A 26,114-nucleotide genomic window follows, 5' to 3' on the forward strand; every position below is an offset into this window, starting at 1 on the left:
CCGGAGCGCACCGGCAGCGTCAGGCGGAACTGGGCGCCCTTGCCGGGCGCGCCCCAGGCCTCCAGCCAGCCGCCGTGCAGCCGGGCGTCCTCCAGGCTGATCGACAGCCCGAGCCCGGTGCCGCCGGTCTGCCTCGCCCTGGACGGGTCGGCCCGCCAGAAGCGGTTGAACACGAGCTTCTCCTCGCCGGTCTTGAGCCCGACCCCGTGGTCGCGCACGGTCACCGCCACGGCGGCGTCGTCCATGGCGAGGGTCACCACCACGGGCTTGCCCTCGCCGTGCTCGATCGCGTTGCCGAGCAGGTTGCGCAGCACCCGCTCGACGCGCCGCGGGTCGACCTCGGCGATCGCGCCGTCCTCCGGGGCGTCGACCCGCAACGGTACGCCGCAGCGCTCGGCGAGCGACTCGAGCCGCTCGGCGACCCGGCGGACGATCGGCGCGAGGTCGGTCGGCTCGGCGTCCAGGGCGGCGAAGCCGGCGTCGAACCTGCTGATCTCCAGCAGGTCGGTGAGCAGGTCCTCGAAGCGGTCCAGCTCGGCCTGCAGCAGCTCCGCGCTGCGCGCCGCCGCCGGGTCGAAGTCGTCGCGGGAGGCGAACAGCAGGTCCGCGGCCATCCGAACCGTCGTGAGCGGGGTGCGCAGCTCGTGCGACACGTCGGAGGTGAAGCGCCGCTGCAGGCGCGACATCTCCTCCAGACGGACGATCTGCCGCTGCAGGTTGGCCGCCATCTGGTTGAACGCCGCGGCCAGCCGGGCCAGGTCGTCCTCGCCCTTGACCTGCATGCGCTGGTCGAGCAGGCCGGCGGACAGGCGCTGGGCGGTGCGGGCGGCGACCCGCACGGGCATGACCACGAGCCGGGTCATGGTCGCCGCGATCAGCGCGAGCAGCGCCACGAGCGCGATGCCGGTCGCCGTCACCACCAGCGCGACGAACTCGACCAGATCGTTCTCGTCCTTCAGCGGCAGCAGGTAATACAGCTCCAGCGGCTCGCCGCCGGTGACGATCGGGGTGCCGAGGACCAGGAAGCGGGTCGGTCCCTGCCCGACGTCGAGGGTCTCGATCTGCTGATACGTCCCGGACCGGCTGCCGAGGACCGACCCGCGAAGTTTGCGCATCGACTCCAGCTGCATCACCGACGACGCGCCGGGGTCCGGCGAGGCCTCCCCGCGCGTCGAGTTGCGCCGCACGATGATGACCTCGGAGTAGGGCACGTCCATCGAGCTGGACAGGTTCGTCGCGACGATCCGCATCTTGCCGGGCAGCCCGGGGTCGTCGGCCTGGGTGTAGCCCTCCAGGTCCCTGGCCGCCTCCTCGGCGCCGCGCTCGATCTGCTCCTTCGACGAGTTGACCTTGGTGCGCATCACGCCCTGGCTGATCAGGGACGCGACGGTGTAGCCGAAGGCGGTGACCAGGATCGCCGAGAGCAGCAGCGTGATGCCGACGACGCGGAACTGCAGCGACCGGCGCCACTGCCGGCGGGCCGCCGCGTAGAAGCGCCGCAGCCGCCGGCTGACGGTGTGCGGGATCAGCCGCTTCGGCCGGAAGCGGCTGAAGCGGCGGACCTGCACGACGATCGGGTCGATACGCACCACGGGTGGGACCTGACCGCTCAGCCCGTGCCGGCCTTGTAGCCCACACCGCGGACGGTGAGGATGATCTCCGGCTTCTCCGGGTCGGGCTCGATCTTGGCGCGCAGGCGCTGGACGTGCACGTTGACCAGGCGGGTGTCGGCGGCGTGCCGGTAGCCCCAGACCTGCTCGAGCAGCACCTCGCGGGTGAACACCTGGCGCGGCTTGCGAGCCAGGGCCACCAGCAGGTCGAACTCGAGCGGAGTCAGCTTGACCTCCTCGCCGTCGCGCATGACGGTGTGCGCCGGCACGTCGATGGTGATCTGGTTGCCGGGCGGGCCGATGGTCAGCAGCTCGGGGGCGACGTCCTCACCGCGGCGCAGCCGGGCCCGCATGCGCGCGACCAGCTCCTTGGGCTTGAACGGCTTCATGACGTAGTCGTCGGCGCCGGACTCGAGGCCGAGCACCACGTCGACCGTGTCGCTCTTGGCGGTGAGCATCACGATCGGCACGCCGGACTCGGCGCGGATGGACCGACACACGTCGATGCCGCTCATGCCCGGCAGCATCAGGTCGAGCAGGACGATGTCGGGCCGACTGTCCCGGAACGCGCCGAGTGCACGCTCGCCGTCCGCGACGAAGGACGGGAGGAAGCCTTCGCTGCGCAGGACGATGCCGAGCATCTCGGCAAGGGCGGGGTCGTCGTCGACCACCAGGACACGGGCTCTCATGCGGTCCAATATTTCACCTCGACGCCCGAAGATGGGAACCCGATGCCCGATCTTGGTCAGTTTCGGGCCATCCGGGCAGGCAGGGCGGCCCGGTTCGCGGTCGCCGACTACGGTGTCCGCGTGGAGCAGTCCGGCCCCGTGATCCCTGTGATCCCTCTGCGTCCGCTCACGTTCGGTGAGCTGCTAGACGCGGCGGTGCTGCTGCTGCGGGCGAATGCCCGATTGCTCCTGATCGCCGCGTTCGTGCTGGCCGTGTGCGAGCAGGCCGTGCTGTTCCCGGTGCGCTCCGCCGCCGGCGTGCAGGGCACCACCGACCTGTTCGACGCCGACACGGACACCGGGCTGTGGTGGCTGGTCTTCTGCTGCGGCCTGACCACCGAGGGTGTCGTGCTGGCGCTGCTCGGCGGGCTGACCGGCGCGGCCGTCGGGCCCGCGCTCCTCGGCACCGCCGCGCCGGCCCGGGACCTGCTGCGCCAGTGGGCCCGCCGGGCGCCGGCGCTGATCGGCCTGGCGCTGCTCGTCGGCCTGATCCTGCTGCCGAGCGCCATCGTCGCGCTGCCCTGGATCTACTTCTTCGGCGCGATCGGCCTGGCGGCGCCCGCGCTCGTCGTCGACCGCGTCTCCCCCGGGCCGGCGCTGGCACGCTCGCTGACCCTGGCGCCGGTCGGGCTGCGCGGTGTGGCGATCCGGCTCGGCGGCTACGGCGGCTGGGCGGCGATCCGGGTGGCCATCGGCCTGGGCACCGCCGCCCTGCTGGACGTCTTCGTGCCGGCCGGGTCCACGGCCACCCAGATCGTGACCGCGGTGGTGTGGGTCCTGGCGAACACCGTCGTCTACGCCGCGCTCGCCTGCGTCGACGCGGTGCTCTACCTGGAGACCCGGATGCGGGTCGAGGGCCTGGACATCGCGGTCGGCCGCTCCCGCCGGCTCGGCCGCCCCGTCGACCTGGCCCACACCGCCGTGCTCGGCGCGGTGCAGCGGTGACCCGCGACTGGGCAGAGTTCCTCGAAGCACTGTCCTCGGCGATCGGGCTGCCGCTGCTGGTGTTCCTCCTGCTGGTGCTGGCGGTCGCCGGCGGCATGCTGCACTACCTCTACCCCCGCTGGGTCCCGCGCCGCTTCCCCCGGCTGCGGCTGCGCCTGCCCTGGCGCCGCCGGAAGGACAAGACGGAGCCGGACACGGCGGAGCGGGCAGCCGAGGCGTCCGCACCCGAGGCGACCGCCGAGCCGGAGGGCGGCGACGCGCTGCCCGACCTGCCCGCCAAGGTGTTCGCGACCCTCGCCGACCGGCTCGCCGCCGAGGGCCGCTACGCCGAGGCGGTCCGCGAGCGGCTCAGGGCGATCGTCCGAGGGCTGGCCGACCGGCGCGAGGTCGAGGTACTGCCGGGCATGACCGTCACCGAGGTCGCGCGCGCCGCGTCGGCGGTGGCGCCGGCGGTCGAGCCCGCGCTGCGCGGCGCGACCGGGATCTTCTCCGACATCTGGTACGGCCAGGTCCCCGCCACCGCCGAGCACGACACCCTGATGCGGCGGTACGCGGCGGAGGTCGACGCATGAAACAGCGGCGCTGGCTGCGGCTCGTGGTCCCACCGGTCGTCGTGGTGCTCGTCCTGATCACCGGGCTGGTGCTGTACCAGTGGGAACAGCCCGACGAGGAGGACTCCGCGTACCTGTCGCCGACGAGCACCGCGGACATCGGCGCGAGCGTCCTCGCCGATCGCGTGCGCGCCGCCGGCGTGACGGTCACCCGGGTCGGCAGCACCGCCGACGCGTTCCTGCCGCAGTACCGCGGCGACGTCACGATCCTGCTCACCACCCCGCAGCTGGTCCACACCGAATACCTGCGGCAGCTCGCGCTGCTGCCGGGCACGACCCAGGTCGTGGCCGTCGAGCCGGACCGTCAGACGCTGCTGCGCGGCCGGCTGCCGCTCACCGTCGGCCGGCGCGCCTTCGCCGGCTCGGTGAGCGCCCCGGGCTGCGACTACCAGCCGGCGGCCGAGGCCGGCCCGGCCGGGGTCCACCGGACGCGCTACGGGCCGGTGGACGCCGCCGCCGAGGACGAGGTCGCCCGCTGCTACGACGGCTCGCTGGTCGTGTTCAGCCGGGGCTTCACCACCATGACGCTCGCCGGCTCCGCCGACCCGTTCCGCAACGACCGCATCGGCGAGGCCGGCAACGCGGCGCTCGCCGTAGGCCTGCTGACCACCAGGCCGCGGCTCGTCTGGGTCGACCTGCACCACCGTGAGGCGCCGCCGAAGCAGCCGGAGCAGGCCCGGGCCTCCGGGGGGCCGTCGCCGACCCGGGCGCCCACGGCCGGCCCGACCGCCGGCCCGACCCCCGACCAGGACCTGCCCAGCGGCACCGCCACCGGGTCCGGCGACGCCCCCAGCACCTCGCAGGACGACGAGCAGCAGCAGGGCGCCGGCTCCGGCGAGCCGCCGAGCTCGCTGTGGAACGCGTTCCCGGCGTGGACCTACGTCGCCGCCGCGCTCCTCGCCGTCGCGTTCCTGCTGTACGCCCTGGCCAGAGCCCGCCGGTTGGGCGGGCCGGTCGCCGAGCCGCTGCCGGTCGTGGTCCGCGCCGGTGAGACGGTCGCCGGGCGCGGCCGGCTCTACCATCGGGCCAGGGCCCGCGGCGAAGCCCTGGCGATGCTGCGGGACGCGGCGTCGGTCAGGCTGACCCGGCTGCTGCGCCTAAAGCCCGGCACCGACCGGGCGGCGGTCGTGACCACGGTCGCCGCGTGGAGCGGCTGGCCCTCCGACGCGGTCGACGAGACGCTCTTCGGTCCCCCGCCCAAGGACGACGGGGCGCTGGTCGCCACGGCCGTCCGGCTGGAGGCGCTGACGCAGGCGGTCGCCGAGGCCGTCGTCGCCGAACAACCCGATTTCTCGTAAAGGAGCCCGACGGTGACCGACACCGCCATCCCGCTGGCAAAACCCGGGCCGGTCGGCGACCCGCGGCAGGCCCGTGACGCGCTCGGCCGGTTGCGCGCCGAGGTCGGCAAGGTCGTCGTCGGTCAGGACGCCGTGGTGTCCGGTATGGTGATCGCCCTCCTGGCCCGCGGGCACGTCCTGCTGGAAGGGGTGCCGGGCGTGGCGAAGACGCTGCTCGTGCGCACCATCGCCGCGGCGCTGGACCTGGACACGAAACGCGTCCAGTTCACGCCCGACCTGATGCCCGGCGACGTCACCGGGTCGCTGGTCTTCGACGCGCGCACCGCCGAGTTCGAGTTCCGGGAGGGGCCGGTCTTCACCAACCTGCTGCTCGCCGACGAGATCAACCGGACCCCGCCGAAGACCCAGGCGTCGCTGCTGGAGGTCATGGAGGAGCGGCAGGTGTCCGTCGAGGGCCGGGCCCGCCTCCTGCCGGACCCGTTCCTCGTCGCCGCGACGCAGAACCCGATCGAGTACGAGGGCACCTACCCGTTGCCGGAGGCGCAGCTCGACCGGTTCCTGCTGAAGCTGACCGTGCCGCTGCCGACCCGCGAGGAGGAGCTCGGGGTGCTCCGCGCCCACCACCGGGGCTTCGACCCGCGGCGGCTGCGGGACGCCGGGGTCACCGCCGTCGCGACCGCGGCCGACCTCGCCGCCGGGCGCGCCGCGGTGCAGCGGGTCGCGGTCGCCGACGGGGTCCTCGCCTATGTGGTCGACCTGTGCCGCGCGACCCGGGTGTCGCCGTCGCTGGAGCTCGGCGCCTCGCCGCGCGGCGCGACGGCACTGCTCGCCGCGTCGAAGGCCTGGGCGTGGCTGACCGGCCGCGACTACGTCACCCCGGACGACGTGAAGGCCCTCGCCCGGCCGACGCTGCGGCACCGGGTGCGGCTGCGGGCCGAGGCGGAGCTGGAGGGCGTCACCGCCGACGCCGTGCTCGACTCGGTCCTGGCGACCGTGCCGGCGCCCCGATGACCCCTGCGGACATGGGCGCCGCCGAGGGAGCGCGCGCGTGATCACCTGGCGGCCGGCGGCGGTCGTCGTCGGTGGCACGGTCCTGCTCGCCCTCGCCGGTGTCGCCGCCGGTGACCAGCTCGGCCGCGCCGGGCTGTGGCTCGGCGCGGCGGTCCTGCTCATCACCGTCGCCGCCGGGTGCGTCGCGGACGCGCTCGCCGCGGCGCCGCCGAAGGCGATCACGCTGTCCCGCTCCGGGAAGAGCTCGCTGTGGCTCGGCGACTCGGGCACCATCGAGCTGACCGTCCGCAACGGCTCCGACCGGCCGTTCGACGGACGGGTCCGGGACGCGTGGGTGCCGTCCGCCGGCGCCTTCCCCACCGAGCAGGACGTCAGGATCGAGCCGGGGCGGGCGGTCAGGCTCACGACGACGCTGACCCCGACCCGGCGCGGCGACCGGCCCGCCGTCCGGGTGACGCTGCGCTCCTACGGTCCGTTGCGGCTCGCGTACCGGCAGACCCGCCGCCACACCGCGGACGCCATGACCCCGTCGTGGCGCCTACGGGTCTACCCGGCATTCGCGTCGCGGCGGTTCCTGCCGGAGAAGGTCGCCAGGCTGCGGGTCCTGGACGGGGCGGTGGTGACCCGGGGGCGCGGCCAGGGCACCGAGTTCGACACGCTGCGCGAGTACGTGATCGGCGACGACGTGCGCTCGATCGACTGGCGCGGCAGCGCCCGCCGCTCCGACGTGGTCGTGCGCACCTGGCGGCCGGAGCGCGACCGGCGGCTCGTCTGCGTCCTGGACACGGGCCGGACGTCGGCCGCCCGCATCGGCGACGAGCCGCGGCTCGACGCCGCCATGGACGCCGCGCTGCTGCTCGCCTCCGTCGCCGCCCGCGCGGACGACCGGGTCGACCTGCTCGCCGTGGACACCGCGGTCCGCGCGTCGGTGACCAACGTCGACAAGAGCACCCTGCTATGGCGTCTCGTCACCGCCATGGCCCCGCTCCAGCCGGCGCTGGTCGAGACCGACTTCGGCCTCGTCGCCGGCGAGGTCCTGCGCCGCGAGCGGAAGCGGGCCCTCGTGGTGCTGTTCACCGCGCTGGAGCCCGGCGCGCTCGGCGACGGCCTGCTGCCGGTCCTGCCGCAGCTCGCCGCCAGGCACAGGGTCGTCGTCGCCGCGGTGCACGACCCCGAGCTGAGCCGGATGGCGCAGCTCGGCCCGGGCGCGGGCCCGGCCGAGGTCTACGCGGCCGCCTCCGCCCAGCGGACGCTCGCCGAGCGGGAGCGGGTCAGCGCCGTGCTGCGCCGGCACGGCGTGGAGGTCGTCGACGCCCCGGCCGACGTGTTCGCGTCCAAGGTCACCGACCACTACCTCGCGCTCAAGACCAGCGGCAGGCTCTAAAGGCGTGTTTGGTCAGTGGATGCCGGGCTGCGGCGGGCCCAGACGCCGCCTGGAACCTCGCCTCGCTCCGACCTCACTGACCAAACACGTCTTAGGCGACGGGGACCCGCGCCTCCGTGAGCTCCTCCGGCAGGTCCGTCGACACGCCGGCGCGTTCCGCCGCCCGGCCGAGGACCACCACGTACACGAGGAACGCCACCCACACGACGACGCCGATCAGGTCCTTGAGCAGCATCGGCAGCGACGACGGCGTGAGATAGCCCTCCAGCAGGCCGCTGACCAGCAGCACCACCACGAGACCGAGGGCGACCAGCATCCCCTCCCGGGCCGCCTCCACCAGCGCCCTGCCGCGGGTGCGCAGCGGACCGGGCGCGATCCACGCCCAGCCGATCCGCAGCCCGACGCCGGCGCCGACGAAGACCGCGGTCAGCTCCAGCATGCCGTGCGGGATGATCATGCCGAAGAAGTCGTCGCCGCGGCCGTAGGCGATCATCACGCCGCCGGACAGGCCGACGTTGAACGCGTTGTAGAACAGCACGACCAGCACCGGCATGAGCAGCACGCCACCGGCCAGAAACTCCGCGGTCAGCACCGCGTTGTTGGTCCAGACGCGCAGCGTCGAGTTCTGCGACTGGAACTCGCTGTAGTAGCCGACGAAGTCGCTCTGGACCATGTTCGTGATCGCCGCGTCGTCCATGAACAGGTTCGCGACCTCGGGATGGGCCACGACGTAGGCCATGATCGCGAACGTGAGGACGCTGAACGACGTCGCCACGGCCGACCACCACGGCCAGGCCCGGTAGACGGCCAGCGGGAAGGTCGCCGTGAAGAACCGGCCCACGGTCGACCAGGAGAACGCGGGCGCGCCGGTGATCGCGTTGCGGGCCGCCAGGACCAGCCCGGACAGGCGGGCGACCAGCGCCGGGTCGGGCGACCGGCTGCGCACGACCGACAGGTGCGTGGCGGCGCGCTGGTAGAGCGCGACCAGCTCGTCGGCCTCCGCGGCCGTCACCCGCCGGCGGCGGGTCAGCTGGTCCAGCCGCCGCCACTCGGCGGAGTGCTCGGCGACGTACGCGTCCAGGTCCACGACGGCAGCGTAGACGCCCGGTGCCCTGCCGGGGCCCCGCGCGGGTGCACCGGGGCGGCATCCCTGTAGGACACTGTGCCCCATGAGCACCGCCACGCCCTCGCGACAGCCCCCGGGCGCCGCCATGGTCCAGGACGGCCCGGGAGACCGTCTCGTCAGCGGTGAGGCCGTCGAGCTCGACGTGCGGGTCGCCCGGCTCGGTTCGCGGGCGGTCGCCCTCATCATCGACATGTTCGGGCAGGTCCTGCTGTTCATGGTGCTGTTCATGCTGGCGTCGTTCGTCCGCCGCGCGGCGATGTCCGCCGGGCTCTTCGACGACGGGCTCGGCCAGGCCATCTTCACCGTCATGCTGGTGGTCACGGCGCTGGGCTATCCGGCGTTCTTCGAGACCGTCCTGCGCGGCCGCACCCCCGGCAAGGCCGCGATGGGGCTGCGCGTGGTCCGTGACGACGGCGGTCCCGTCCGCTTCCGGCACGCGTTCACCCGGGCGCTGCTCGGCCTGGCCCTGGAGTGGCCCGGCCTGCTGCTGCCGGTGGCGACCTGGGTCGCGAGCCTCAGCACCATGCTGATCGGCCGCGACGGCAAGCGCCTCGGCGACTGGGCCGCCGGCACGATCGTCATCCACGAGCGGACCCCGGCGAGCTGGGGCTGGGTGCCGGCGATGCCGCCGCCGCTGCGCTCCTGGGCGACCCGGCTCGACCTGACCGGCCTCGACGACAGCCTGGCTCTGGCGGTCCGGCACTTCCTCGCCCGCAACCGGGAGATCACCGAGCCGTCCCGCACGGCGCTCGGCCGGGCCCTGGCCCGCGAGGTCGCGAAGTGCACGACCCCGCCACCGCCGCCGGAGGCGCCGGGCTGGGCGTATCTGGCCGCCGTCATCGCCGAGCGCAACCGCAGGGCGACCGCCCAGCTGGTCAAGGCGCGGACGGCGGCGGCGAGCGTGTGGCCGGACCTGCCCGCGGCCGCCGGGCCGCAGTTGACCGGGCCGTTCGAGCGGCAGTCCCCCCACGACCCGCTGCGCCCCGCGGTGCCGTACTGACACCGCGAGACGCAGACCGGGCGTCAGACCAGCTTGACCGCCTCGGCGTAGTGGCACGCGCTGCGGTGCCCCTGACCGCGGTCGGTCAGCGCCGGGACCTCGTTCTTGCACAGCTCGCGCTCGCCCTCGCTGAGGTCGGCCGCGAACTTCGGGCACCGGGTCCGGAACCGGCAGCCGCTGGGCGGGTTGACCGGGCTCGGCACGTCGCCGGTGAGCAGGATCCGCTTGCGGACCCGCTCCTTGCGCGGGTCGGGCAGCGGGATCGCCGAGATCAGCGCCTGCGTGTAGGGGTGCGACGCCTTCGTGAAGAGGTCCTCGACGGTCGCCGTCTCCACGATGCGGCCCAGGTACATCACCGCGACGCGGTGCGCGATGTGCCGGACCACGGACAGGTCGTGCGAGACGAACAGGTAGGACAGCCCCAGCTCGTGCTGCAGGTCCTCGAGCAGGTTGATGACGCCGGCCTGGATGGACACGTCCAGCGCCGACACCGGCTCGTCGAGGACCAGCACCTTCGGCCGCAGCGCCAGGGCCCGGGCGATGCCGATGCGCTGGCGCTGACCGCCGGAGAACTCGTGCGGGTAGCGGTTGCCGTGCTCGGAGTTGAGCCCGACCGTCGACATCAGCTCGCGCACTTTCGCCGCGCCGCTGTCGGCGCCCCGGCCGCCCGCGAACAGGCCGTGGATCCGCAACGGCTCGGCGATGATCTCGAAGACGGTCATGCGCGGGTCGAGCGACGCGAACGGGTCCTGGAACACGATCTGCAGGTCGCGGCGCAGCGGCCGCATCTGCGACCGGGACAGCTGCGCCAGGTCCTTGCCCTTGTAGTGGATCTCGCCGCTGGTCGGCTTGATGAGGTTGAGCAGCAGCCGGGCCGTCGTCGACTTGCCGCACCCCGACTCGCCGACGAGGCCGAGGGTCTCGGTGGCGCCGATGTCGAAGGAGACGTCGCAGACGGCGTGCACCTCGCCGACCCGCCGGCGCAGGATACCCCGCGAGCGGACCGGGAAGTGCTTGACCAGGTTGCGCGCGGAGATGACCGTCCCTGTGGCGGCCGGCTTCGTGGTGTCGATCGTCGTCATGGGGTTTCCTCGGGCGTGTCGGCGGCAAGCTCCGTGTCGGCGACCGCGACCTCTTCGGTGTCGACGTCGATCGAGGTCACCGCGAAGACGTCGGTGGCCTGCGTGTCGACGAGCTGGTTGCTGAAGTGGCAGGCGGCGATGTGCTGGCCACCGGCCTCGACCGCGGTCAGGTCGGGCTCGACCTCGTCGCAGATGTCCTGGGCCATGGGGCAGCGGGGCCGGAACGGGCAGCCCGGCGGCAGGTTGAGCAGCGACGGCGGCGTCCCGACGATCGGGGTGAGCCGGGCGTCGCGGCCCTCGTCGACGCGGGGCAGGCTGCCGAGCAGGCCGAGGGCGTAGGGCATCCGCGGCCGGTAGAAGATGTCGTCGACGGTGCCCGACTCGACGAGCTTGCCGGCGTACATGACGCAGACCCGGTCGGCGTGCCCGGCGATGACGCCCAGGTCGTGCGTGATCAGCACGAGCGCGGCGCCGATCTCCGTGCGGGCGGCTTCGAGGGCCTCCAGGACCTGCGCCTGGACGGTGACGTCGAGCGCGGTCGTCGGCTCGTCGGCGATCATCACCTCGGGGTTGTTGGCCATGGCGATGGCGATGACGACCCGCTGGCGCATACCGCCGGACATCTCGTGCGGGTAGTTGTTGACCCGCTGCTCCGGGAACGGGATGCCGACGACCTTCAGCAGCTCCACCGCCCGGTCCCAGGCGGTGCGCTTGCTGACGTCGTGGTGCACCAGGACGGCCTCGGCGATCTGCTTGCCGATGCTGTACACCGGGTTGAGCGAGGTCAGCGGGTCCTGGAAGATCATCGCCAGGTTCTTGCCGCGGATCTTGCTCATCTCGCGGTCGTTCTTGCCCAGCAGCTCCTCGCCGCGGAAGCGGGCCGAGCCGGTGATCTTCGCGGAGGCGGGCAGCAGGCCCATGAGCGCGAGCGACGTGACCGACTTGCCGGAGCCCGACTCGCCGACGATGCCGAGCGTCTCGCCGCGCCGCAGCGAGTACGACACCCCGCGGACCGCCTTGACGAGGCCGTCCTCGGTGGGGAACGAGACGCTGAGGTTGTCCACCTCCAGGACGGTGTCGGTCGCGGTGGGGCGGGTGTTCAGTTCGATGGAGGTCATCGGCGCACCAGTGTCTGTCGGGGGTCGAACGCGTCGCGCAGGCCGTCACCGATGAAGTTGACGGTCAGCGCGATGAGGATGATGAACAGGCCGGGGAAGTAGAACAGCCACGGCTGGTCCTGCACGGAGAGCTTGGCGTCGTTGATGAGCAGGCCCAGGGAGGTGTCCGGGCGCTGCACGCCGAAGCCGATGAAGGACAGCGCGGTCTCGGCCAGGATCGTGGTCGCGATCGTGACGGTCGCCGCCACGATGATCGAGCCGAGCGCATTGGGCAGCAGGTGCCGCACGATGATGCGCATGTCGCTGGCGCCCATCGCCTTGGCCGCCTCGACGAACTCCTGCTCGCGCAGGGAGAGCACGACGCCGCGGACGACCCGGGAGATGCCGGCCCAGGCGAGGAACGACAGCACCAAGGCGAGGCCCCACCAGCTGGCGCCGCCGGAGATGTTGACCGACAGCGTCACGGCGATGGCGATGCTCGGCAGCGTGAGCACCACGTCGGCGAGCCGCATGAGCAGGCCGTCGGCCCAGCCGCGGTAGAAGCCGGCGATCGCGCCCCACAGCGCGCCGAAGGTGGTGGCGATCAGCGCGACGAGCAGCGAGATCTTCAGCGACTGCTGGGTGCCGCGCATGCTCTGCCCGAGCAGGTCGTGGCCGGCCTGGTCGGTGCCGAGGGGGTACTCCGCGGACGGCGGGGAGAAGCTCGGCCCGTCGATGTAGGAGTAGTCGTACTTCCAGAACATCGGGCCGACGAACGCGAACAGGACGATGATCAGGAACAGCACGAGGCTGCCGACGGCGAGCTTGTGCCGCAGGAAGCGGCGCAGGACCAGCTCCGCCTGGCTGCGCTGGCGGGTGGTGAGGACGGGGGCGGCCTCGGGAGCCTTGGTGACCAGTGAGTTACTCATAGCGGATCCTCGGGTCCAGCACGGCGTAGAGCAGGTCGGCGATGATGTTGAAGACGATCACCACGATGCCGGAGACGAGCAGCCAGCCGAGCAGTGAGTTGACGTCCCGCCGGGTGACGGATTCCAGCAGGTAGGTCCCCATGCCGGACCAGTTGAAGACGGTCTCGGTGATCACCGCGCCGCCGAAGATCCCGCCGATGTCGACGGCCGTGATGGTGGCGAGGGGGATCAGCGCGGTGCGCAGGGCGTGCCGGATCATGACCTGCCGGCTGCGCAGCCCCTTGGACCGGGCCAGCCGCACGTAGTCGCTGTTGAGGACCTCCAGCATCGCGCTGCGCTGGTACCGGCTCCAGGCCGCGTACGTGATCAGCGTCAGCGAGATGGTGGGTAGCACCATATGGCCCGCGATGTCGGTGATCTTGCCCCACGTGTCGAAGGTGTCGTGGTTGTAGTCCTGGTCGCCGAGTGTGTAGAAGACCTGCGAGCCGGTGCTCTGGTTGTACGCGACGCCGGCCTCCTTGAGCAGCAGCGCGAGCCAGAACGACGGGATCGACAGCGCGAGGAAGCCGACGAAGGTGAACCCGTAGTCCACTTTGCTGTATTGCCTGACGGCGCTCAGCACGCCGGAGATCACGGCGAGGAGGACCGCCAGCAGCATGGCCACGAAGACCAGCCGCAGCGTGACCCACAGCCGGTCACCGAGCTGCTCGCCGATGTGCAGGGACTTCTCGGTGGACTGCCCGAAGTCGCCGTGCAGGACGAGGTTGCCCAGCCAGTTGACGTACCGCTCCGGAAGGGACTTGTCGAGCCCGAGCCGTTTGGCCTCGAGCTGTCTGGTCTCGAGCGGGACCGGTGGGTTCCGCGCTTCCATGTCGTCGATGGGGTTGCCTGAGAACGAGGCAATGACGAACACGAATATCGAGGCGGCTATGAGCACCGGAATTCCGATCAGGAGCCGGCGCACCGCATAGGCGATCATGAGTTTCCTCCGCTTATTGGCAGGTGCGGGAGGACCCCGGACGCGCGCGGCGTCCGGGGTCCCCGTAGATCCGGTGCGTCAGGCCGCTTTCTGGCCCCACTCCTGGATGTTGTACGTCGGGCTCCACTGCGTCGCGTTGTCGCGGATGTTGACGTAGTCCGAGTACGTGAACGTCAGCGTCGGCTTCTGCGCGATCGGGAGGACATAGGCGTCCTTCGCCACGATCTCGTTGCCCTGGTTGATCAGGTCAGCGGCCTTCTTCGGGTCCAGCGAACGGGCACCCTCGTTGGTCAGCTTGTCGACCTCGGCGTTGGAGTAGCTGCCGTAGTTGCCGCCGTTGCCGGTGACCCAGTTCTGCTCGGCCGAGCCCTGGTAGAGCGGGCTGCCGACCCAGGCGAAGATGATCATGTCGTAGTCGGCGGTCGAGAGCGTCTTGCCCAGCGTCTCGGTGACCTCGATCTTGATCTCGACACCGATGTTCTTCAGCGCCGCCTGGACCAGCTCGGCGGTGGTGGCACGCAGCTGGTTGCCCTTGGTGTGCCGGAAGCGCAGCGCCGGGACGGGCTCGCCGGCCTTGGTGATGAGCTTGCCGCCCTCGATCTTGTAACCGGCGTCGGTCAGGATCTTCTTGGCCTTCTCGATGTCACCGGAGCCCTGGCCCGTCGGGGTCACGACGTCCTTGTAGTTCGGGTCGCCGGGGAAGAAGTTGTGGCTGCCGAGCGGCTTCGCGGCCTTGTCGAACACGCCGTAGGTCTTGTCGATGACCGACTTGACGTTGATGGCGGTGAAGATGGCCTGGCGCAGCGCGGTGTCGGCCAGGTACTTGTTCTTCAGGTTGAGGTCGATGTGCTCCCACTGGTACCCGTGACCGATGCGGTAGATCACGCCCGGGGTCTCAGCGGCACCGTTCACCAGCGCAGCGTTCGGCTGCGGGGACATGCCGGTGATCTCCTTGTTCTTCAGGGCCGGGATGACGCTGCCCTGGTCGATGATGAACTTGAAGATGACCTTGTCCAGGGACGGCTTGACCTTGCCGTACCACTTGTCGTTCTTCTTCAGCACCAGCGACTGGTCCTTGTTGAAGGCGTCGATGATGAGCGGGCCGCCGGACCAGGTGGGCACGGTCTCGCTGAACCAGTTGGAGGCGCTGTTGATGCCCTCGGGCTTGCTGAGGTCGAAGCCCTGCTTGGTCGCGAGGTGCGACGGGTAGAGACCGTCGGTGGAGTAGTTGCCCTTCCAGTCGGCGTAGGTCTTGCCGTCCTCGAAGGTGAGGGTCACGGTCTTGCCGTTGTCGGAGCCGACGACGCTCTTGACGATGTCCCAGCCGGACGTGCTGGCCGGCGTGCACTCCGTGCAGTGCTCCTTCTTACCGGAGTTCCACTTCCAGCCCATGATGAAGTCGTCGGCGCTGATGGCGGTGCCGTCGCTCCAGACCGCGTCAGACTTGATCTTGTAGACCACGGTCTGCGGGTTCTGGTTGGTGAGCTCGGCCGAGACCATCAGGTCGGTGTTGAGCTGCAGCGTGCCGCCCGGGTCGGACTTGAAGACCTGCGGGAGGACACCCGACAGGGCCTGCGACGCGACGAGCGTGTTGCCCTCTTCGGTGTTGATGTTCCAGCTGGTGAAGCTCTGCTCGAGGCCGAAGATGTATTCACCGCCCGGCTTGGTGTTGCCGCTGTTGCAGGTGTTCGGGCTCTTCTCGCAGTCGGCGTAGCCGGCGTTGGACGTCGGCGTCTCCTTGTTGCTCTCACTCCCGCCACCGCAGGCGGTCAACGTGAGCAGCGAAGCCGCCGTGACCGCAATGAGGCTGGTGAGCCCCTTCGATCTCGTGCGCATGTCTCCTCCAGTCAGGAACAACAGCCCTGGCCACGATGGAGTCCGCGGTCGCGGGCACGACCGTGGGCCAACCAGGCTGCGTTGTGGTGCCTAAAGGAAACGACGCGCTGGGCTACCTGCATAGAGGATGTAGAGATTCGTAACTGTCCCGTTATGCGGACTGTTGACAGACCATTTGCTCGATGAAATGGACGTTCCGAAGCCCTGAAGTTACAGATGGTGAAAGTAGATCTTGCTGACTCGCGCCCGAAATATCCGAGAAACACGCCTTCAAATGTGTCGAATCTACGCGAAGAGCGCCCGACCCCAGTGGTCGTCAGCGGCACGGATGCCCGGAGGGCAGGCGAACAAACCACTTGACACATGGCGGATGTACTCGTTGAGGCTGTCCTGGCGCGCGAGCCGGGTCTGCACGGGCACGAACTGGCGGCGCGGGTCGCGCTGGTACGCGATGAAGAACAGCCCGGCGTCGAGCCGGCCGAGCCCGTCCGACCCGTCGACGAAGTTGTATCCGCGGCGCAGCAGCCGCGCGCCGTCGTTGGCGTCCGGGTGCGACAGGCGCACGTGCGCGTCCGCGGCGATGAGCGGCGCACCGTCGGCGCCGGTCGCGGCGAACCGCGGCTCGTCGAACTCCTTCGCCCCGCCGAGCGGCGCCCCCTCACCCTTGTTCCGCCCGATGATCGCCTCCTGCTCGCCGAGCGAGGTGCGGTCCCACGTCTCGATGAGCATACGGATCTTGCGGGTGACGACGTACGAGCCGCCGGTCATCCACTCCGCGCCGTCACCCGGCTGCACCCACAGCTGCTCCTGCAGCAGCTGGGTGTCCTCGGCCTTCAGGTTGGCGGTGCCGTCCTTGAAGCCGAACAGGTTCCGCGCGGTGACCTGCCCGCGGGACGTCGAGGACGTCCGCCCGAAGCCCAGCTGCGTCCAACGCACGCTGACCACCCCGAAGCCGATACGGGCGAGGTTGCGCACCGCGTGGACGGCGACCTGCGGGTCGTGCGCGCACGCCTGGACGCAGATGTCACCGCCGGAGATCTCCGGCTTGAGCGTGTCCTTGGCGAAGCGGGGCAGGTCGGCGAGCGCCGCGGGCCGCCGGTCGGCGATGCCGAAGCGGTCCTTGCCGTCGGCGGTGCGAAACAGCGTCGGCCCGAACCCGATCGTGAGCGTGAGGCCGGACGGCGGCAGGCCGATCGCCTCGCCCGTGTCGTCGGGGGCGGCCTCCGGGGCGCCGCCGACCGCGCCGATGCTGCCGGCGTCGCGGCCGGCGGTCATCCGCGCGGCCGCCATGGTCCACTTCTCCAGCAGCTCGACGAGCTCCGCCTTCTTGTTCGTGATGACGTCGAAGGCGACGAAGTGCAGGCGGTCCTGGGCCGGCGTGACGATGCCGGCCTGGTGCTCGCCGTAGAACGGGATCGCCGCGCCCGCGTCCGCGGCCAGGGCGGGATGCGTGGCGCCGTCGATCAGCGTCATGCCTGCCACGCCCCCGGCCGCGGCGCCGACGACACCCGCGCCGGTGAGCCCGAGCATCTTGCGGCGATCCATCGCTCGTCCTTCTCTCTGTCGGTCCGACGTTCCGCCGGTCTGGCTTTTCTGCCGGTCTAGGAAGTGCTACTTCGTGGCGACCAGCGGGGCGACCTTGCTGATCGGCTCCGCGAGGGCGTTGATCGAGTCGGCGAGGGCCTTCAGGTCGGCCTCGGACAGCTCGTTGTGCAGCTTCCAGCCGTCGCCGCTGCGGTACTTGTCGAGCTCGGCCTGGGCCGCGGTGAACTTCTCCTCGAGCGTCTTGGCGAGGGCGGCGTCCTTCTCCTCGATGACCGGGCGGAGCGCGGCGATCGCGGCGCGGGAGCCTTCGAGGTTGGCCGCGAAGTCCCACAGGTCGGTGTGCGAGAAGGTGTCCTCCTCGCCGGTGATCTTGCCGGTGGCGACCTCGTCGAGCAGCTCCTTGGCGCCGTTGGCGAGGTTCAGCGGGGACAGCTGGACCGTGTTGGCCTTCTCGACGATCGTCTTGACGTCGGCGAGCAGCTTGTCGGCGGTCTCGCCGGACTTGCTGACGTCCTTGGCGACCCAGAGGTCCTTCTCGATCTTGTGGAAGCCGGTCCACTCCTGGCCCTCTTCGAGGTCCGCCTCGCGGGCGTCGATGGCCGGGTCGAGGTCGCCGAAGCTCTCCGCGACGGGCTCGATGCGCTCCCAGTACGTGCGGGCGACCGGGAACAGCGCCTTGGCCTTCTCGATGTCGCCGGCCTTGACCGCGTTGACGAACTCGGTGGTCTTGTCGATCAGCGCGCCGGTCTGGCTCTTCACGTAGCGCTGGTAGTCCTGCGTCGCCTGGGCGAGCTTCGCGTCGTCGGTGAGCGGCTTGGCGTCGCCGGTGGCCTTGAACCCGCCCCGGATGCCCTTGCCGATCATGCCGGGCTTGCAGGCCGTCTCGTAGGTGCCGGCCGGCAGCTCGACGATGAGCTCACGGCTCAGGCCGGGCGCCACGTTCTCGACCTCGCCCATGATCCGGTCGCCGCCGGCGTAGACGTAGAACTCGGTGACCTTGGCGCCCTTGTTGCTGATCGCGAACGTCACCGGGCCGGAGGCGACCTCGGTCTTCTCGACCTTGCACTCGGTGTCGGTCGCGGTGACGGCGATCTTGCCGTTGCCGGCCGCACCCGGTGCGCCGTCGTCCTTCTTGTCGCCACCGCAGCCGGTGAGCGTCAGCGCGGCGGCCGCGCCGGCGCTCACCGCCATCAACGTTGATTTACGCATGGTGCTCCTACGAAAAGGGGGTGGGTGCTGGGGCTATGCGGAGGTGCTGACCGGCTCCGGCGCCGGCTTCGGGGTCCTGAGCAGGGGCAGCAGGAACAGGATCAGGACGGGCACGCCGTAGCCGAGCCAGGCGACCGTCTCCAGCACGGTCGGCTGCGGCGTGATGTTGAACATGCCGCGGAGCAGCTCGGCGTACCACGCGTCCGGCGGCAGCGCCCCGGTCACGTCGTAGGCGTGCGAGTTGATGCCCGGCAGGACGCCGCTCTCCTGCAGGTCGTGCACCCCGTACTTGAAGATCCCGGCGGCGACGAGCACGAGCAGCGCGCCGGTCCAGGTGAAGAAGCGGGTCAGGTTGATGCGCACGGCGCTGGCGTAGAGCAGCCAGCCGAGCACGACCGAGGTGAGCAGGCCGAGGGTGATGCCGATCAGGGGCTCGGCGGAGTCCTTGGTGCCCTGCGCCGCCGCGTAGAACAGGATCGAGGTCTCCAGGCCCTCGCGGACCACCGCGAGGAAGGCCATGCCGGCGATGGCCCAGGCGCCGACCTGGATCGCCTCTTCGAGCCGGCCGCGCAGTTCGGCGGCCATCCGCCGGGCCATGCGGCGCATCCAGAAGATCATCCAGGTGACGAAGATGACGGCGGCGAACGAGGCGCACGCCTCGAAGAGTTCCTGCTGCTCGAAGCTCAGCTTCGCGGCGCCCGCCTCGAGGAGGGCGGCGAAGCCGACGGAGAGCAGCACGGCGGCGGCCACTCCCGCCCAGACGTGCTTCAGCAGGTGCTTACGATCACTCTTGACCAGGAACGCGACAAGGATCGAGACCACCAGCGTGATCTCAAGCCCTTCGCGAAGGCCGATCAGGTAGATGGCGGTCATTCGGGGCTCCGCAGGTTAGCCGAACCTTACTTAGGTCAGCGTTACCTTACCGGCCTCTGCGGGGGTTCTACAAGTTGTAGAACCCGCACGACGGCGAAGGGCCCGGCCGCCGTGGCGACCGGGCCCTTCCTCCGCACTGGGATCAGTAGCGGTAGTGGTCCGACTTGTAGGGACCCTCCACCGGGATGCCGAGGTACTCGGCCTGCTTCTTGGTCAGCTCGGTGAGCTTGACGCCGAGGGCGTCCAGGTGCAGCCGGGCGACCTTCTCGTCGAGGTGCTTGGGCAGCGTGTAGACGCCGACCGGGTACTCCTCGAGCTTGGTGAACAGCTCGATCTGCGCGATGACCTGGTTGGCGAAGCTGTTGGACATCACGAAGCTCGGGTGGCCGGTCGCGTTGCCCAGGTTGAGCAGGCGGCCCTCCGACAGCACGATGATCGAGTGGCCGTCGTCGAACTTCCACTCGTCGACCTGCGGCTTGATGTTGATCCGCGTGACGTCGGACCGCTTGGCCAGGCCGGCCATGTCGATCTCGTTGTCGAAGTGGCCGATGTTGCCGACGATCGCCTGGTGCTTCATCTGCGCCATGTGGTCGGCGGTCAGGACGTCGAGGCAGCCCGTCGCGGTGATGAAGATGTCGGCCGTGGAGACGACGTCCTCGATCGTGGCGACCTGGTAGCCGTCCATCGCGGCCTGCAGCGCGCAGATCGGGTCGACCTCGGTCACGATGACCCGGGCGCCCTGGCCGCGCAGCGACTCCGCGCAGCCCTTGCCCACGTCGCCGTAGCCGAACACGACCGCGACCTTGCCGCCGATCAGCACGTCGGTGGCCCGGTTGATGCCGTCGATGAGCGAGTGGCGGCAGCCGTACTTGTTGTCGAACTTCGACTTGGTGACCGAGTCGTTGACGTTGATCGCCGGGAAGAGCAGCTTGCCCTGCTGGTGCATCTCGTAGAGCCGGTGCACGCCGGTGGTGGTCTCCTCGGTCACGCCCTTGATGCCGGCGGCGACCTTGCTCCAGCGGCCCTTGTCCTCGGCGAGCGAGGTGTGCAGCAGCTGGAGGATGACCGCGTACTCCTCCGAGTCGGCGGTGTCGACGGCGGGAACCGCGCCGATGCCCTCGAACTCGGCGCCCTTGTGCACGAGCAGGGTGGCGTCACCGCCGTCGTCGAGGATCATGTTGGGCGCCTCGCCGTCCGGCCACAGCAGGACCTGCTCGGTGCACCACCAGTACTCCTCCAGGGTCTCGCCCTTCCAGGCGTAGACCGGGACGCCGGACGGGTTCTCCGGGGTGCCCTCGGGGCCGACCGCGATGGCCGCGGCCGCGTGGTCCTGGGTGGAGAAGATGTTGCAGCTGGCCCAGCGCACCTGCGCGCCGAGCGCGGCGAGGGTCTCGATCAGCACCGCGGTCTGGATCGTCATGTGCAGCGAGCCGGTGATCCGCGCGCCCCGCAGAGGCTGCGACGCGGCGAACTCACGGCGGATCGCCATCAGACCGGGCATCTCGTGCTCGGCGAGCTGGATCTCCTTGCGCCCGAAGGCCGCCAGGGAAAGGTCAGCCACCTTGAAGTCGCCCTCGGCGACGGTCTTCGGACGGCTCGCCTGGTCGGTCCGCGGCGGCAGCGTGCTGGTCATGCAGTCTCCTGGTCTGTGGGCCGGATCTGGGTCTGGGCCTGTCGCGGTCCGCGTTGATCGGCGTGCTGATCAAAGGCGCGGTCGAGGGCCCAAAGGCGGCGCGACTCTAACGGTACGCGGCAGCGCACTAGGGATGTTCACTGGCCTTTGGACAGCGCACGGGGCGGCGAGATTGCTCTCACCGCCCCGTGCTTCCCCCCGGTTTGGTTCCCCCGCGTGAGGCTCGGACTCAGTGCCAAACCCTGCGTAGTCAGAACATTACCCTGCGCACTCGCGATGTCAAGACGAATCCGGACAACTCGCCGCCTTTTGGGTTGCGGTTTTACGGGGTCGCGGCCTGGAAAACGTCGCCCTCGCCGCTCACGGCGATCTCGCCGCGGGTCGCCGGCGCGAACGCTGCCTGCCCTGCCTCGAGGGTGACCGGCAGCACGCCGTCGTCGACCCGCACGCCGCCGCGCACGCAGAGCACGATCCGCGGCCCGCCGCCGGGCAGCCGGACCGCCTGCGTGCCGGCGTCCAGGACCGCCCGGTGCAGGGTGAAGTCACCGACCGGCACCGGCCACGTGACCAGGCCGGGCGCCAGCTGCGTGGCCCTGGTGACCGGGTCGTCGAGCACCTCGAAGCGCAGCACCCGCAGCAGCTCGTCGACGTCGACGTGCTTCGGGGTGAGGCCGCCGCGCAGCACGTTGTCGGACGCGGCCATGATCTCCACGCCGACGCCGCGCAGGTAGGCGTGCAGATTTCCGGCCGGCATCCAGACCGCCTCGCCCGGATGCAGCCGCACCCGGTTGAGCAGCATCGCGACGATGACACCGGCGTCGCCCGGATACTGCGCCGCGAGCTCTCCGGCCAGCTCGTACGCCGGGCCGGGGCGGCCGGCACAGGCCGCCACGACCTCGTCCACCAGCCGCGGGTCCGGCTTGCCGAGCAGGCCGCGCACCGCGTCGTGCAGGGCGGCGGCCGGGTCGTCCTGGCGCAGCGCGCCGACCGTCTCCTCCAGCCCGTCGACGCCGAGCGCGGCGAGCTCCCCGGCGGCGACCGCCGGGTCGCGGAAGCCGCACAGCGCGTCGAAGTCGGTGAGCGCCACCAGCATCTCCGGCTTGTGCCAGGCGTCCACGTAGGACGGATGGCCGGCCGCGTGCGCCGCCCTGGCCTGCGCCAGGGTCGGGTGTGCCTGCAGCGACAGCGGCTGCGCCGCCGCGAGGATCTTCAGCAGGAACGGCAGCCGGGGGCCGAAGCGCTCGACGCCGGACGCGCCGAGCAGGCCGGTCGGGTCCGCGGCGATCGCGTCCGTCAGCGGTGTGCCGCTCACGGCGAGGCGGGACGGGCTCGCCGGGTGCGCGCCCATCCACAGCTCCGCCTCCGGCTCGGCCGTCGGCGCGGGACGCCCCTGCAGCGTGGCGATCGCGGTCTGCGACCCCCACGCGTACCTGCGGATCGGGCTGTCGAGCAGCTCCACGTCAGTGCGCCTCCGCGGTGTCCGGCAGGTCGGTCTTGGCCGGCTTCCCCGCCTGGTAGATGTCTGGCTCCAGGTAGATGATCCTGGCGATCGGGACGGCCGCCCGGATCCTGGACTCGGCGGCGTCGATGCCGCGGGCCACCTCGCCGGCGGTCTCGTCGTGCCGCACCGCGATCTTCGCCGCGACGAGGAGCTCGTCGGGGCCGAGGTGGACGGTCCGCATGTGGATCAGCGACTCGACCTCGGGCCCGGCGACGATCGCGGCCCGGATCTGCGCGATCTGCTCCGGGGAGGCCGCCTCGCCGACGAGCAGTCCCTTCATCTCCACCGCGAGGATCGCGGCGACCACGATGAGCAGGATGCCGATCGCGGCGGTGCCGATGCCGTCCCAGATGCCGTCGCCGGTGATCAGGGTCAGGCTGACGCCGAACAGGGCGAGGACCAGACCGACCAGGGCGGCGAGGTCCTCGAGCAGGATGACGGGCAGCTCCGGCTGCTTCGCCCGGCGGATGAACTGCCACCAGGTGACGTCGGCGCCCTTGACCTTCTTCGTTTCGACGATCGCGGTGCGGAAGGAGAGGCTCTCCATGACGATCGCGGCGACGAGCACCGTGACCGGCACCCACTGCCACTTGTCGATCGGCTCGGGGTGGCCGATCTTGTGCCAGGCCTCGTACAGCGCGAAGATGCCGCCGACGAAGAACAGCACGACCGCGACGACGAACGCGTAGACGTAGCGCTCCCGGCCGTAGCCGAACGGGTGCTCGGCGTCGGCCCGCCGCTTGGCCTGCCGGCCGCCGAAGAGCAGCAGCCCCTGGTTGCCGGAGTCGGCGACGGAGTGGATGGACTCGGCCAGCATCGACGACGACCCGGTGAGCAGGAACGCCACGAACTTGGTGACAGCGATGCCGAGGTTCGCAAACAGTGCCGCGACGACGGCCTTCGTACCACCCTCAGTGCTCATGGACTGACCAGCTCCTTCATCTCCGAGACCGCGGGCACGGCCATCGGATCGAAGCCGTGTGCGAGTCCAAGATAGATCGAAGCGAAGTCCGGCACCGCGACGAGAGACGCAAGTCGCTCCAGGGCCGAGCCGCCCTCGGCGGTGATGAGGCTGACCCGCACGCCGCGGCGCTCGGCGAGCTGCTGGACGGCCTCGGCGCGCTTCTCCTCCACCACGGACGGCTCGCCGTCGGCCTCCTCCTCGTCCTCGGCGAGGCCGCCGTCGCGGAGCAGGACCAGCCGCAGGCGGGTGACCGACTCGTCCTCGTCGCCGGGGTCGGCGAAGATGTCCCGGCCGGCCTCGGCGAGCCCGCCGTAGACACCGTCGAGCAGGCCGACCCGGCCGCGGCCCGCCTCGCCGAGAGCGCCGGCGACTGCCGGGTAGCGGGCGTTGGCGGCGAGGGTGTCGCCGAAGCGCCGGGCCGCGACGTTGGCCAGGGGCGAGGAGCCCCAGACGATCGGCACGGACAGCGCCAGGTCGAGCGCGAGGCTCTTGCCCGGGTTGACGAACGACTCCAGGGTCATGCGGCAGCGGTCGGCCTCTGCGTCCAGGCGCGCGGCGGTCTCCGCGAAGTCCGCCTCGTTGACCTTGACCAGGCCGAGCTGCCGGCCGGCGAGGAGCACCGGCACGGCGAGGCCCCACAGGCTGGCCCGGGCCGGTGCGCGGCGCGGCACCGGGATGAACGGCGCGCGGAAGCGGTCCGCGAGCGCGTGCAGCTGCGTGTCGGGGGCGCCGATCGCGACGAGCCGGGCGCCGCGCCGACCGGCGGCCTCGGCGGCCGCGAGGGCCTCCGGGGAGCGGCCCGACGCGGACACGGCGATGACGACGTCGGCCGCGCCGACCCAGCCGGGGATGCCGGCGCTGCGGTGCGCGAGCACGGGCACCGGGCAGCGCGGGCCCGCCACCGTCTCCAGGATGTCGCCCGTGCGGGCGGCGGTGCCGACCCCGGCGACGACGACCGCCCGCGGGCGCCCCTCGTCGGCCAGGGCGCTCAGGTCGGTCTCCGCCGCCAGGGCCGCCGACTCGCGCACCTGCGCACCGGCGGACGCGGTGGCGCGCAGCATGCCGCCCGGGTCGTTGCGCTCCAGGGCGGCGGCGTCGTCGAGCAGCGACAGGTCGATCTCGCGGTGCCCGCGGACGCCCGCGGTGCCCTCCAGGGGGTTCACTCGGCACTCCCCTCGGGGGAGCGGGCCTCGTCGAGCAGGAGCACCGGGATGCCGTCCCGGATCTCGAAGATCCGCCCGCATTGCGTGCAGGTCAGCGTCTGCGCCTCCTCGTCGAGGGTCAGCTCGGCGTGGTGCTCGTCCGGGCAGCGCAGGATGGAAAGCAGGGCGGGGTCGACGGACACGTCTCTTCCAACTCCTTCAGGCAGCAATCATCAGCGGCGGATGACGGCAAGCATTTCATCGCGCAGCGCCGCCATCCGCTCGGCGGTCGGCGCCTCAACGTTAAGCCGCAGCAGCGGCTCCGTGTTGGACGGGCGGACACTGACCCAGCTGCCGTCGGGAAAGTCCAGCGTGATCCCGTCGAGGTGGTCGACCGGGACCGGATACGCCGCCTGGATCTCGGCCAGCTTCGCGGCCGGGTCGGCGACCGTCGAGTTGATCTCCCCGGAGTCCGCGTAACGGACGTAGTCCTTGGTCAGCGCCGAGAGCGGGGCCGCCTGGCCGCCGAGCATCGCGAGGGTGTGCATCGCGGCGAGCATGCCGGTGTCGGCGCCCCAGAAGTCGCGGAAGTAGTAGTGCGCCGAGTGCTCGCCGCCGAACACCGCGCCCGTCGTGGCCATCTCGGCCTTGATGAACGAGTGCCCGACGCGGGTGCGGACCGGGACGCCGCCGTGCTCGCGCACGATCTCCGGCACGGCCCGGGAGGTGATGAGGTTGTGGATGATCGTGGCGCCCGGGGCCTTCGCCAGCTCCCGCACCGCGACCATCGACGTGATCGTCGAGGGTGAGACGGCCTCGCCGCGCTCGTCGACGACGAAGCAGCGGTCGGCGTCGCCGTCGAAGGCCAGGCCCAGGTCGGCGCCGGTCTGCCGGACCTTCGCCTGCAGGTCGACCAGGTTGGCCGGCTCGAGGGGGTTGGCCTCGTGGTTGGGGAACGAGCCGTCCAGCTCGAAGTACAGCGGGACGATCGTCAGCGGCAGGCCCTCGCCGAGCACGGCCGGCACCGTGTAGCCGCCCATGCCGTTGCCCGCGTCGACGACCACGGTCAGCGGCCGGATGCCGCTCAGGTCGACCAGGCCGCGCAGGTAGGCCGCATAGCCCGGAAGCATGCCGCGCTGCTCGATCCCGCCGACCCGCCCGCCGGACGGCGCCTCGCCGCGGCCCTCCAGGATCGCCTGCGCGCGCTCGCGGATCTCGGCGAGACCCGAGTCCTGACCGACCGGCTTCGCGCCCTTCTTGCAGAGCTTGATGCCGTTGTACTGCGCGGGATTGTGGCTGGCGGTGAACATGGCACCGGGCAGGTCGAGCGTGCCGGACGCGAAGTACAGCAGGTCGGTGGAGCCCAGCCCCGACTCGACGACGTCGGCGCCCTCGGCCTGGACCCCGGCGGCGAACGCGGCCGCGAGGGCCGGACCCGACTCGCGCATGTCGTGCGCGGTCACCACGCGCTCCGCGAACTCCCCGCGGTTACGCAGCGTCTGCACGAACGCGCGGCCGAGCGCCTCCGCGACCGGCTCGTTGAGCTGGTCGGGCACCGTCCCCCGCACGTCGTAGGCCTTGACGATCCGGCTCAGGTCGATCACAGTCCGC

23 protein-coding genes are annotated in these 26,114 nt (G+C 71.3%); 6 read left to right on the plus strand and 17 right to left on the minus strand.

All coding sequences use genetic code 11. The annotated features are described in order from the left end of the window. Together mtrB and mtrA are read right to left on the minus strand one after the other, a co-directional pair. Nucleotides 1–1,529 (minus strand): MtrAB system histidine kinase MtrB (gene mtrB, locus ACZ6TV_RS11150; protein WP_465297330.1); only part of this gene is annotated, 1,529 nt, incomplete at its 3' end. Between the two features lie 80 nt (nt 1,530–1,609). Continuing rightward, nucleotides 1,610–2,299: an MtrAB system response regulator MtrA gene (gene mtrA, locus ACZ6TV_RS11155; protein ID WP_033364613.1), complete on the minus strand. Its 690-nt coding sequence runs from the start codon at nt 2,297–2,299 to the stop codon at nt 1,610–1,612. Between the two features lie 147 nt (nt 2,300–2,446). Between mtrA and ACZ6TV_RS11160 the strand changes: the two genes are divergently transcribed. Genes ACZ6TV_RS11160 through ACZ6TV_RS11180 form a run of 5 tightly spaced genes read left to right on the plus strand, consistent with a single transcriptional unit; the run spans nt 2,447 to nt 7,587 of the window. Then, on the plus strand, nt 2,447–3,283 hold the full coding sequence (locus ACZ6TV_RS11160; RefSeq protein WP_465297015.1) for a hypothetical protein: 837 nt from the start codon (nt 2,447–2,449) through the stop codon (nt 3,281–3,283). After that, complete coding sequence (locus tag ACZ6TV_RS11165; protein ID WP_465297016.1) at nt 3,280–3,855, plus strand: DUF4129 domain-containing protein; 576 nt, start codon at nt 3,280–3,282, stop codon at nt 3,853–3,855. The genes ACZ6TV_RS11160 and ACZ6TV_RS11165 overlap by 4 nt, the downstream gene beginning before the upstream one ends. After that, nucleotides 3,852–5,192: a DUF4350 domain-containing protein gene (locus ACZ6TV_RS11170; protein WP_465297017.1), complete on the plus strand. Its 1,341-nt coding sequence runs from the start codon at nt 3,852–3,854 to the stop codon at nt 5,190–5,192. Before ACZ6TV_RS11165 ends, ACZ6TV_RS11170 begins: the two co-directional genes overlap by 4 nt. A 12-nt stretch (nt 5,193–5,204) precedes the next feature. Then, a complete protein-coding gene (locus tag ACZ6TV_RS11175) occupies nt 5,205–6,203 on the plus strand; it encodes an AAA family ATPase (protein ID WP_465297018.1) in 999 nt (332 codons plus the stop codon). A gap of 40 nt (nt 6,204–6,243) precedes the next feature. After that, nucleotides 6,244–7,587, plus strand: a complete 1,344-nt coding sequence (locus ACZ6TV_RS11180) for a DUF58 domain-containing protein (RefSeq protein WP_465297331.1) — start codon at nt 6,244–6,246, stop codon at nt 7,585–7,587. A 91-nt stretch (nt 7,588–7,678) separates the two neighbouring features. On the opposite strand, the gene ACZ6TV_RS11185 is transcribed toward ACZ6TV_RS11180, so the two are convergent. After that, complete coding sequence (locus ACZ6TV_RS11185) at nt 7,679–8,674, minus strand: stage II sporulation protein M (RefSeq protein ID WP_465297019.1); 996 nt, start codon at nt 8,672–8,674, stop codon at nt 7,679–7,681. 82 nt (nt 8,675–8,756) lie between these two features. On the opposite strand from ACZ6TV_RS11185, the gene ACZ6TV_RS11190 reads away from it, so the two are divergent. Beyond that, nucleotides 8,757–9,713: an RDD family protein gene (locus ACZ6TV_RS11190; RefSeq protein WP_465297020.1), complete on the plus strand. Its 957-nt coding sequence runs from the start codon at nt 8,757–8,759 to the stop codon at nt 9,711–9,713. Between the two features lie 23 nt (nt 9,714–9,736). Here ACZ6TV_RS11190 and ACZ6TV_RS11195 read toward each other — a convergent pair whose 3' ends face one another. From ACZ6TV_RS11195 to ACZ6TV_RS11260, 14 genes are all read right to left on the minus strand, one after another. Then, nucleotides 9,737–10,795, minus strand: a complete 1,059-nt coding sequence (locus ACZ6TV_RS11195) for an ABC transporter ATP-binding protein (RefSeq protein WP_465297021.1) — start codon at nt 10,793–10,795, stop codon at nt 9,737–9,739. Continuing rightward, nucleotides 10,792–11,913, minus strand: a complete 1,122-nt coding sequence (locus ACZ6TV_RS11200) for an ABC transporter ATP-binding protein (protein ID WP_465297022.1) — start codon at nt 11,911–11,913, stop codon at nt 10,792–10,794. Before ACZ6TV_RS11200 ends, ACZ6TV_RS11195 begins: the two co-directional genes overlap by 4 nt. Then, a complete protein-coding gene (locus tag ACZ6TV_RS11205; RefSeq protein ID WP_465297023.1) occupies nt 11,910–12,821 on the minus strand; it encodes an ABC transporter permease in 912 nt (303 codons plus the stop codon). Before ACZ6TV_RS11205 ends, ACZ6TV_RS11200 begins: the two co-directional genes overlap by 4 nt. Continuing rightward, nucleotides 12,814–13,800: an ABC transporter permease gene (locus ACZ6TV_RS11210; RefSeq protein WP_465297024.1), complete on the minus strand. Its 987-nt coding sequence runs from the start codon at nt 13,798–13,800 to the stop codon at nt 12,814–12,816. The genes ACZ6TV_RS11205 and ACZ6TV_RS11210 overlap by 8 nt, the downstream gene beginning before the upstream one ends. A gap of 78 nt (nt 13,801–13,878) precedes the next feature. Next, entirely contained in the window at nt 13,879–15,636 is a 1,758-nt protein-coding gene (locus tag ACZ6TV_RS11215; protein ID WP_465297025.1) for an ABC transporter family substrate-binding protein, read from the minus strand. Nucleotides 15,637–15,921: 285 nt separating this feature from the next. Further along, nucleotides 15,922–17,181 carry an iron uptake transporter deferrochelatase/peroxidase subunit gene (gene efeB / locus ACZ6TV_RS11220; RefSeq protein WP_465297026.1) on the minus strand — a complete coding sequence of 420 codons (1,260 nt, stop codon included), beginning with the start codon at nt 17,179–17,181 and terminating at the stop codon, nt 15,922–15,924. Nucleotides 17,182–17,247: 66 nt separating this feature from the next. Next, on the minus strand, nt 17,248–18,390 hold the full coding sequence (gene efeO, locus ACZ6TV_RS11225) for an iron uptake system protein EfeO (RefSeq protein WP_465297027.1): 1,143 nt from the start codon (nt 18,388–18,390) through the stop codon (nt 17,248–17,250). A 33-nt stretch (nt 18,391–18,423) separates the two neighbouring features. Beyond that, nucleotides 18,424–19,263 carry an iron uptake transporter permease EfeU gene (efeU, locus tag ACZ6TV_RS11230; RefSeq protein WP_465297028.1) on the minus strand — a complete coding sequence of 280 codons (840 nt, stop codon included), beginning with the start codon at nt 19,261–19,263 and terminating at the stop codon, nt 18,424–18,426. A gap of 142 nt (nt 19,264–19,405) precedes the next feature. After that, entirely contained in the window at nt 19,406–20,896 is a 1,491-nt protein-coding gene (ahcY, locus tag ACZ6TV_RS11235) for an adenosylhomocysteinase (RefSeq protein WP_465297029.1), read from the minus strand. 322 nt (nt 20,897–21,218) lie between these two features. Next, complete coding sequence (manA, locus tag ACZ6TV_RS11240; RefSeq protein WP_465297030.1) at nt 21,219–22,355, minus strand: mannose-6-phosphate isomerase, class I; 1,137 nt, start codon at nt 22,353–22,355, stop codon at nt 21,219–21,221. A gap of 1 nt (nt 22,356) precedes the next feature. Beyond that, nucleotides 22,357–23,319, minus strand: coding sequence for a cation diffusion facilitator family transporter (locus ACZ6TV_RS11245; RefSeq protein ID WP_465297031.1), 963 nt, complete (start codon nt 23,317–23,319; stop codon nt 22,357–22,359). After that, nucleotides 23,316–24,515 carry an SIS domain-containing protein gene (locus tag ACZ6TV_RS11250; protein ID WP_465297332.1) on the minus strand — a complete coding sequence of 400 codons (1,200 nt, stop codon included), beginning with the start codon at nt 24,513–24,515 and terminating at the stop codon, nt 23,316–23,318. Before ACZ6TV_RS11250 ends, ACZ6TV_RS11245 begins: the two co-directional genes overlap by 4 nt. A 5-nt stretch (nt 24,516–24,520) precedes the next feature. Continuing rightward, nucleotides 24,521–24,706: a Trm112 family protein gene (locus tag ACZ6TV_RS11255; RefSeq protein ID WP_465297032.1), complete on the minus strand. Its 186-nt coding sequence runs from the start codon at nt 24,704–24,706 to the stop codon at nt 24,521–24,523. A 30-nt stretch (nt 24,707–24,736) separates the two neighbouring features. Beyond that, nucleotides 24,737–26,107, minus strand: coding sequence for a phosphomannomutase/phosphoglucomutase (locus ACZ6TV_RS11260; protein ID WP_465297033.1), 1,371 nt, complete (start codon nt 26,105–26,107; stop codon nt 24,737–24,739). Nucleotides 26,108–26,114 lie beyond the last annotated feature (7 nt).

The organism is Dactylosporangium sp. NPDC051087 (genome assembly GCF_055586325.1).

Excerpts from the sequence above, each read along its gene's own strand:
- ACZ6TV_RS11210 (WP_465297024.1), bottom strand. The coding sequence starts at position 13,800 with ATGATCGCCTATGCGGTGCGCCGGCTCCTGATCGGAATTCCGGTGCTC.
- ACZ6TV_RS11205 (WP_465297023.1), bottom strand. The coding sequence starts at position 12,821 with ATGAGTAACTCACTGGTCACCAAGGCTCCCGAGGCCGCCCCCGTCCTC.
- ACZ6TV_RS11190 (WP_465297020.1), top strand. The coding sequence starts at position 8,757 with ATGAGCACCGCCACGCCCTCGCGACAGCCCCCGGGCGCCGCCATGGTC.
- efeU (WP_465297028.1), bottom strand. The coding sequence starts at position 19,263 with ATGACCGCCATCTACCTGATCGGCCTTCGCGAAGGGCTTGAGATCACG.
- ahcY (WP_465297029.1), bottom strand. The coding sequence starts at position 20,896 with ATGACCAGCACGCTGCCGCCGCGGACCGACCAGGCGAGCCGTCCGAAG.
- ACZ6TV_RS11215 (WP_465297025.1), bottom strand. The coding sequence starts at position 15,636 with ATGCGCACGAGATCGAAGGGGCTCACCAGCCTCATTGCGGTCACGGCG.
- ACZ6TV_RS11245 (WP_465297031.1), bottom strand. The coding sequence starts at position 23,319 with ATGAGCACTGAGGGTGGTACGAAGGCCGTCGTCGCGGCACTGTTTGCG.
- efeB (WP_465297026.1), bottom strand. The coding sequence starts at position 17,181 with ATGGATCGCCGCAAGATGCTCGGGCTCACCGGCGCGGGTGTCGTCGGC.
- ACZ6TV_RS11170 (WP_465297017.1), top strand. The coding sequence starts at position 3,852 with ATGAAACAGCGGCGCTGGCTGCGGCTCGTGGTCCCACCGGTCGTCGTG.
- efeO (WP_465297027.1), bottom strand. The coding sequence starts at position 18,390 with ATGCGTAAATCAACGTTGATGGCGGTGAGCGCCGGCGCGGCCGCCGCG.
- ACZ6TV_RS11195 (WP_465297021.1), bottom strand. The coding sequence starts at position 10,795 with ATGACGACGATCGACACCACGAAGCCGGCCGCCACAGGGACGGTCATC.
- mtrA (WP_033364613.1), bottom strand. The coding sequence starts at position 2,299 with ATGAGAGCCCGTGTCCTGGTGGTCGACGACGACCCCGCCCTTGCCGAG.
- ACZ6TV_RS11200 (WP_465297022.1), bottom strand. The coding sequence starts at position 11,913 with ATGACCTCCATCGAACTGAACACCCGCCCCACCGCGACCGACACCGTC.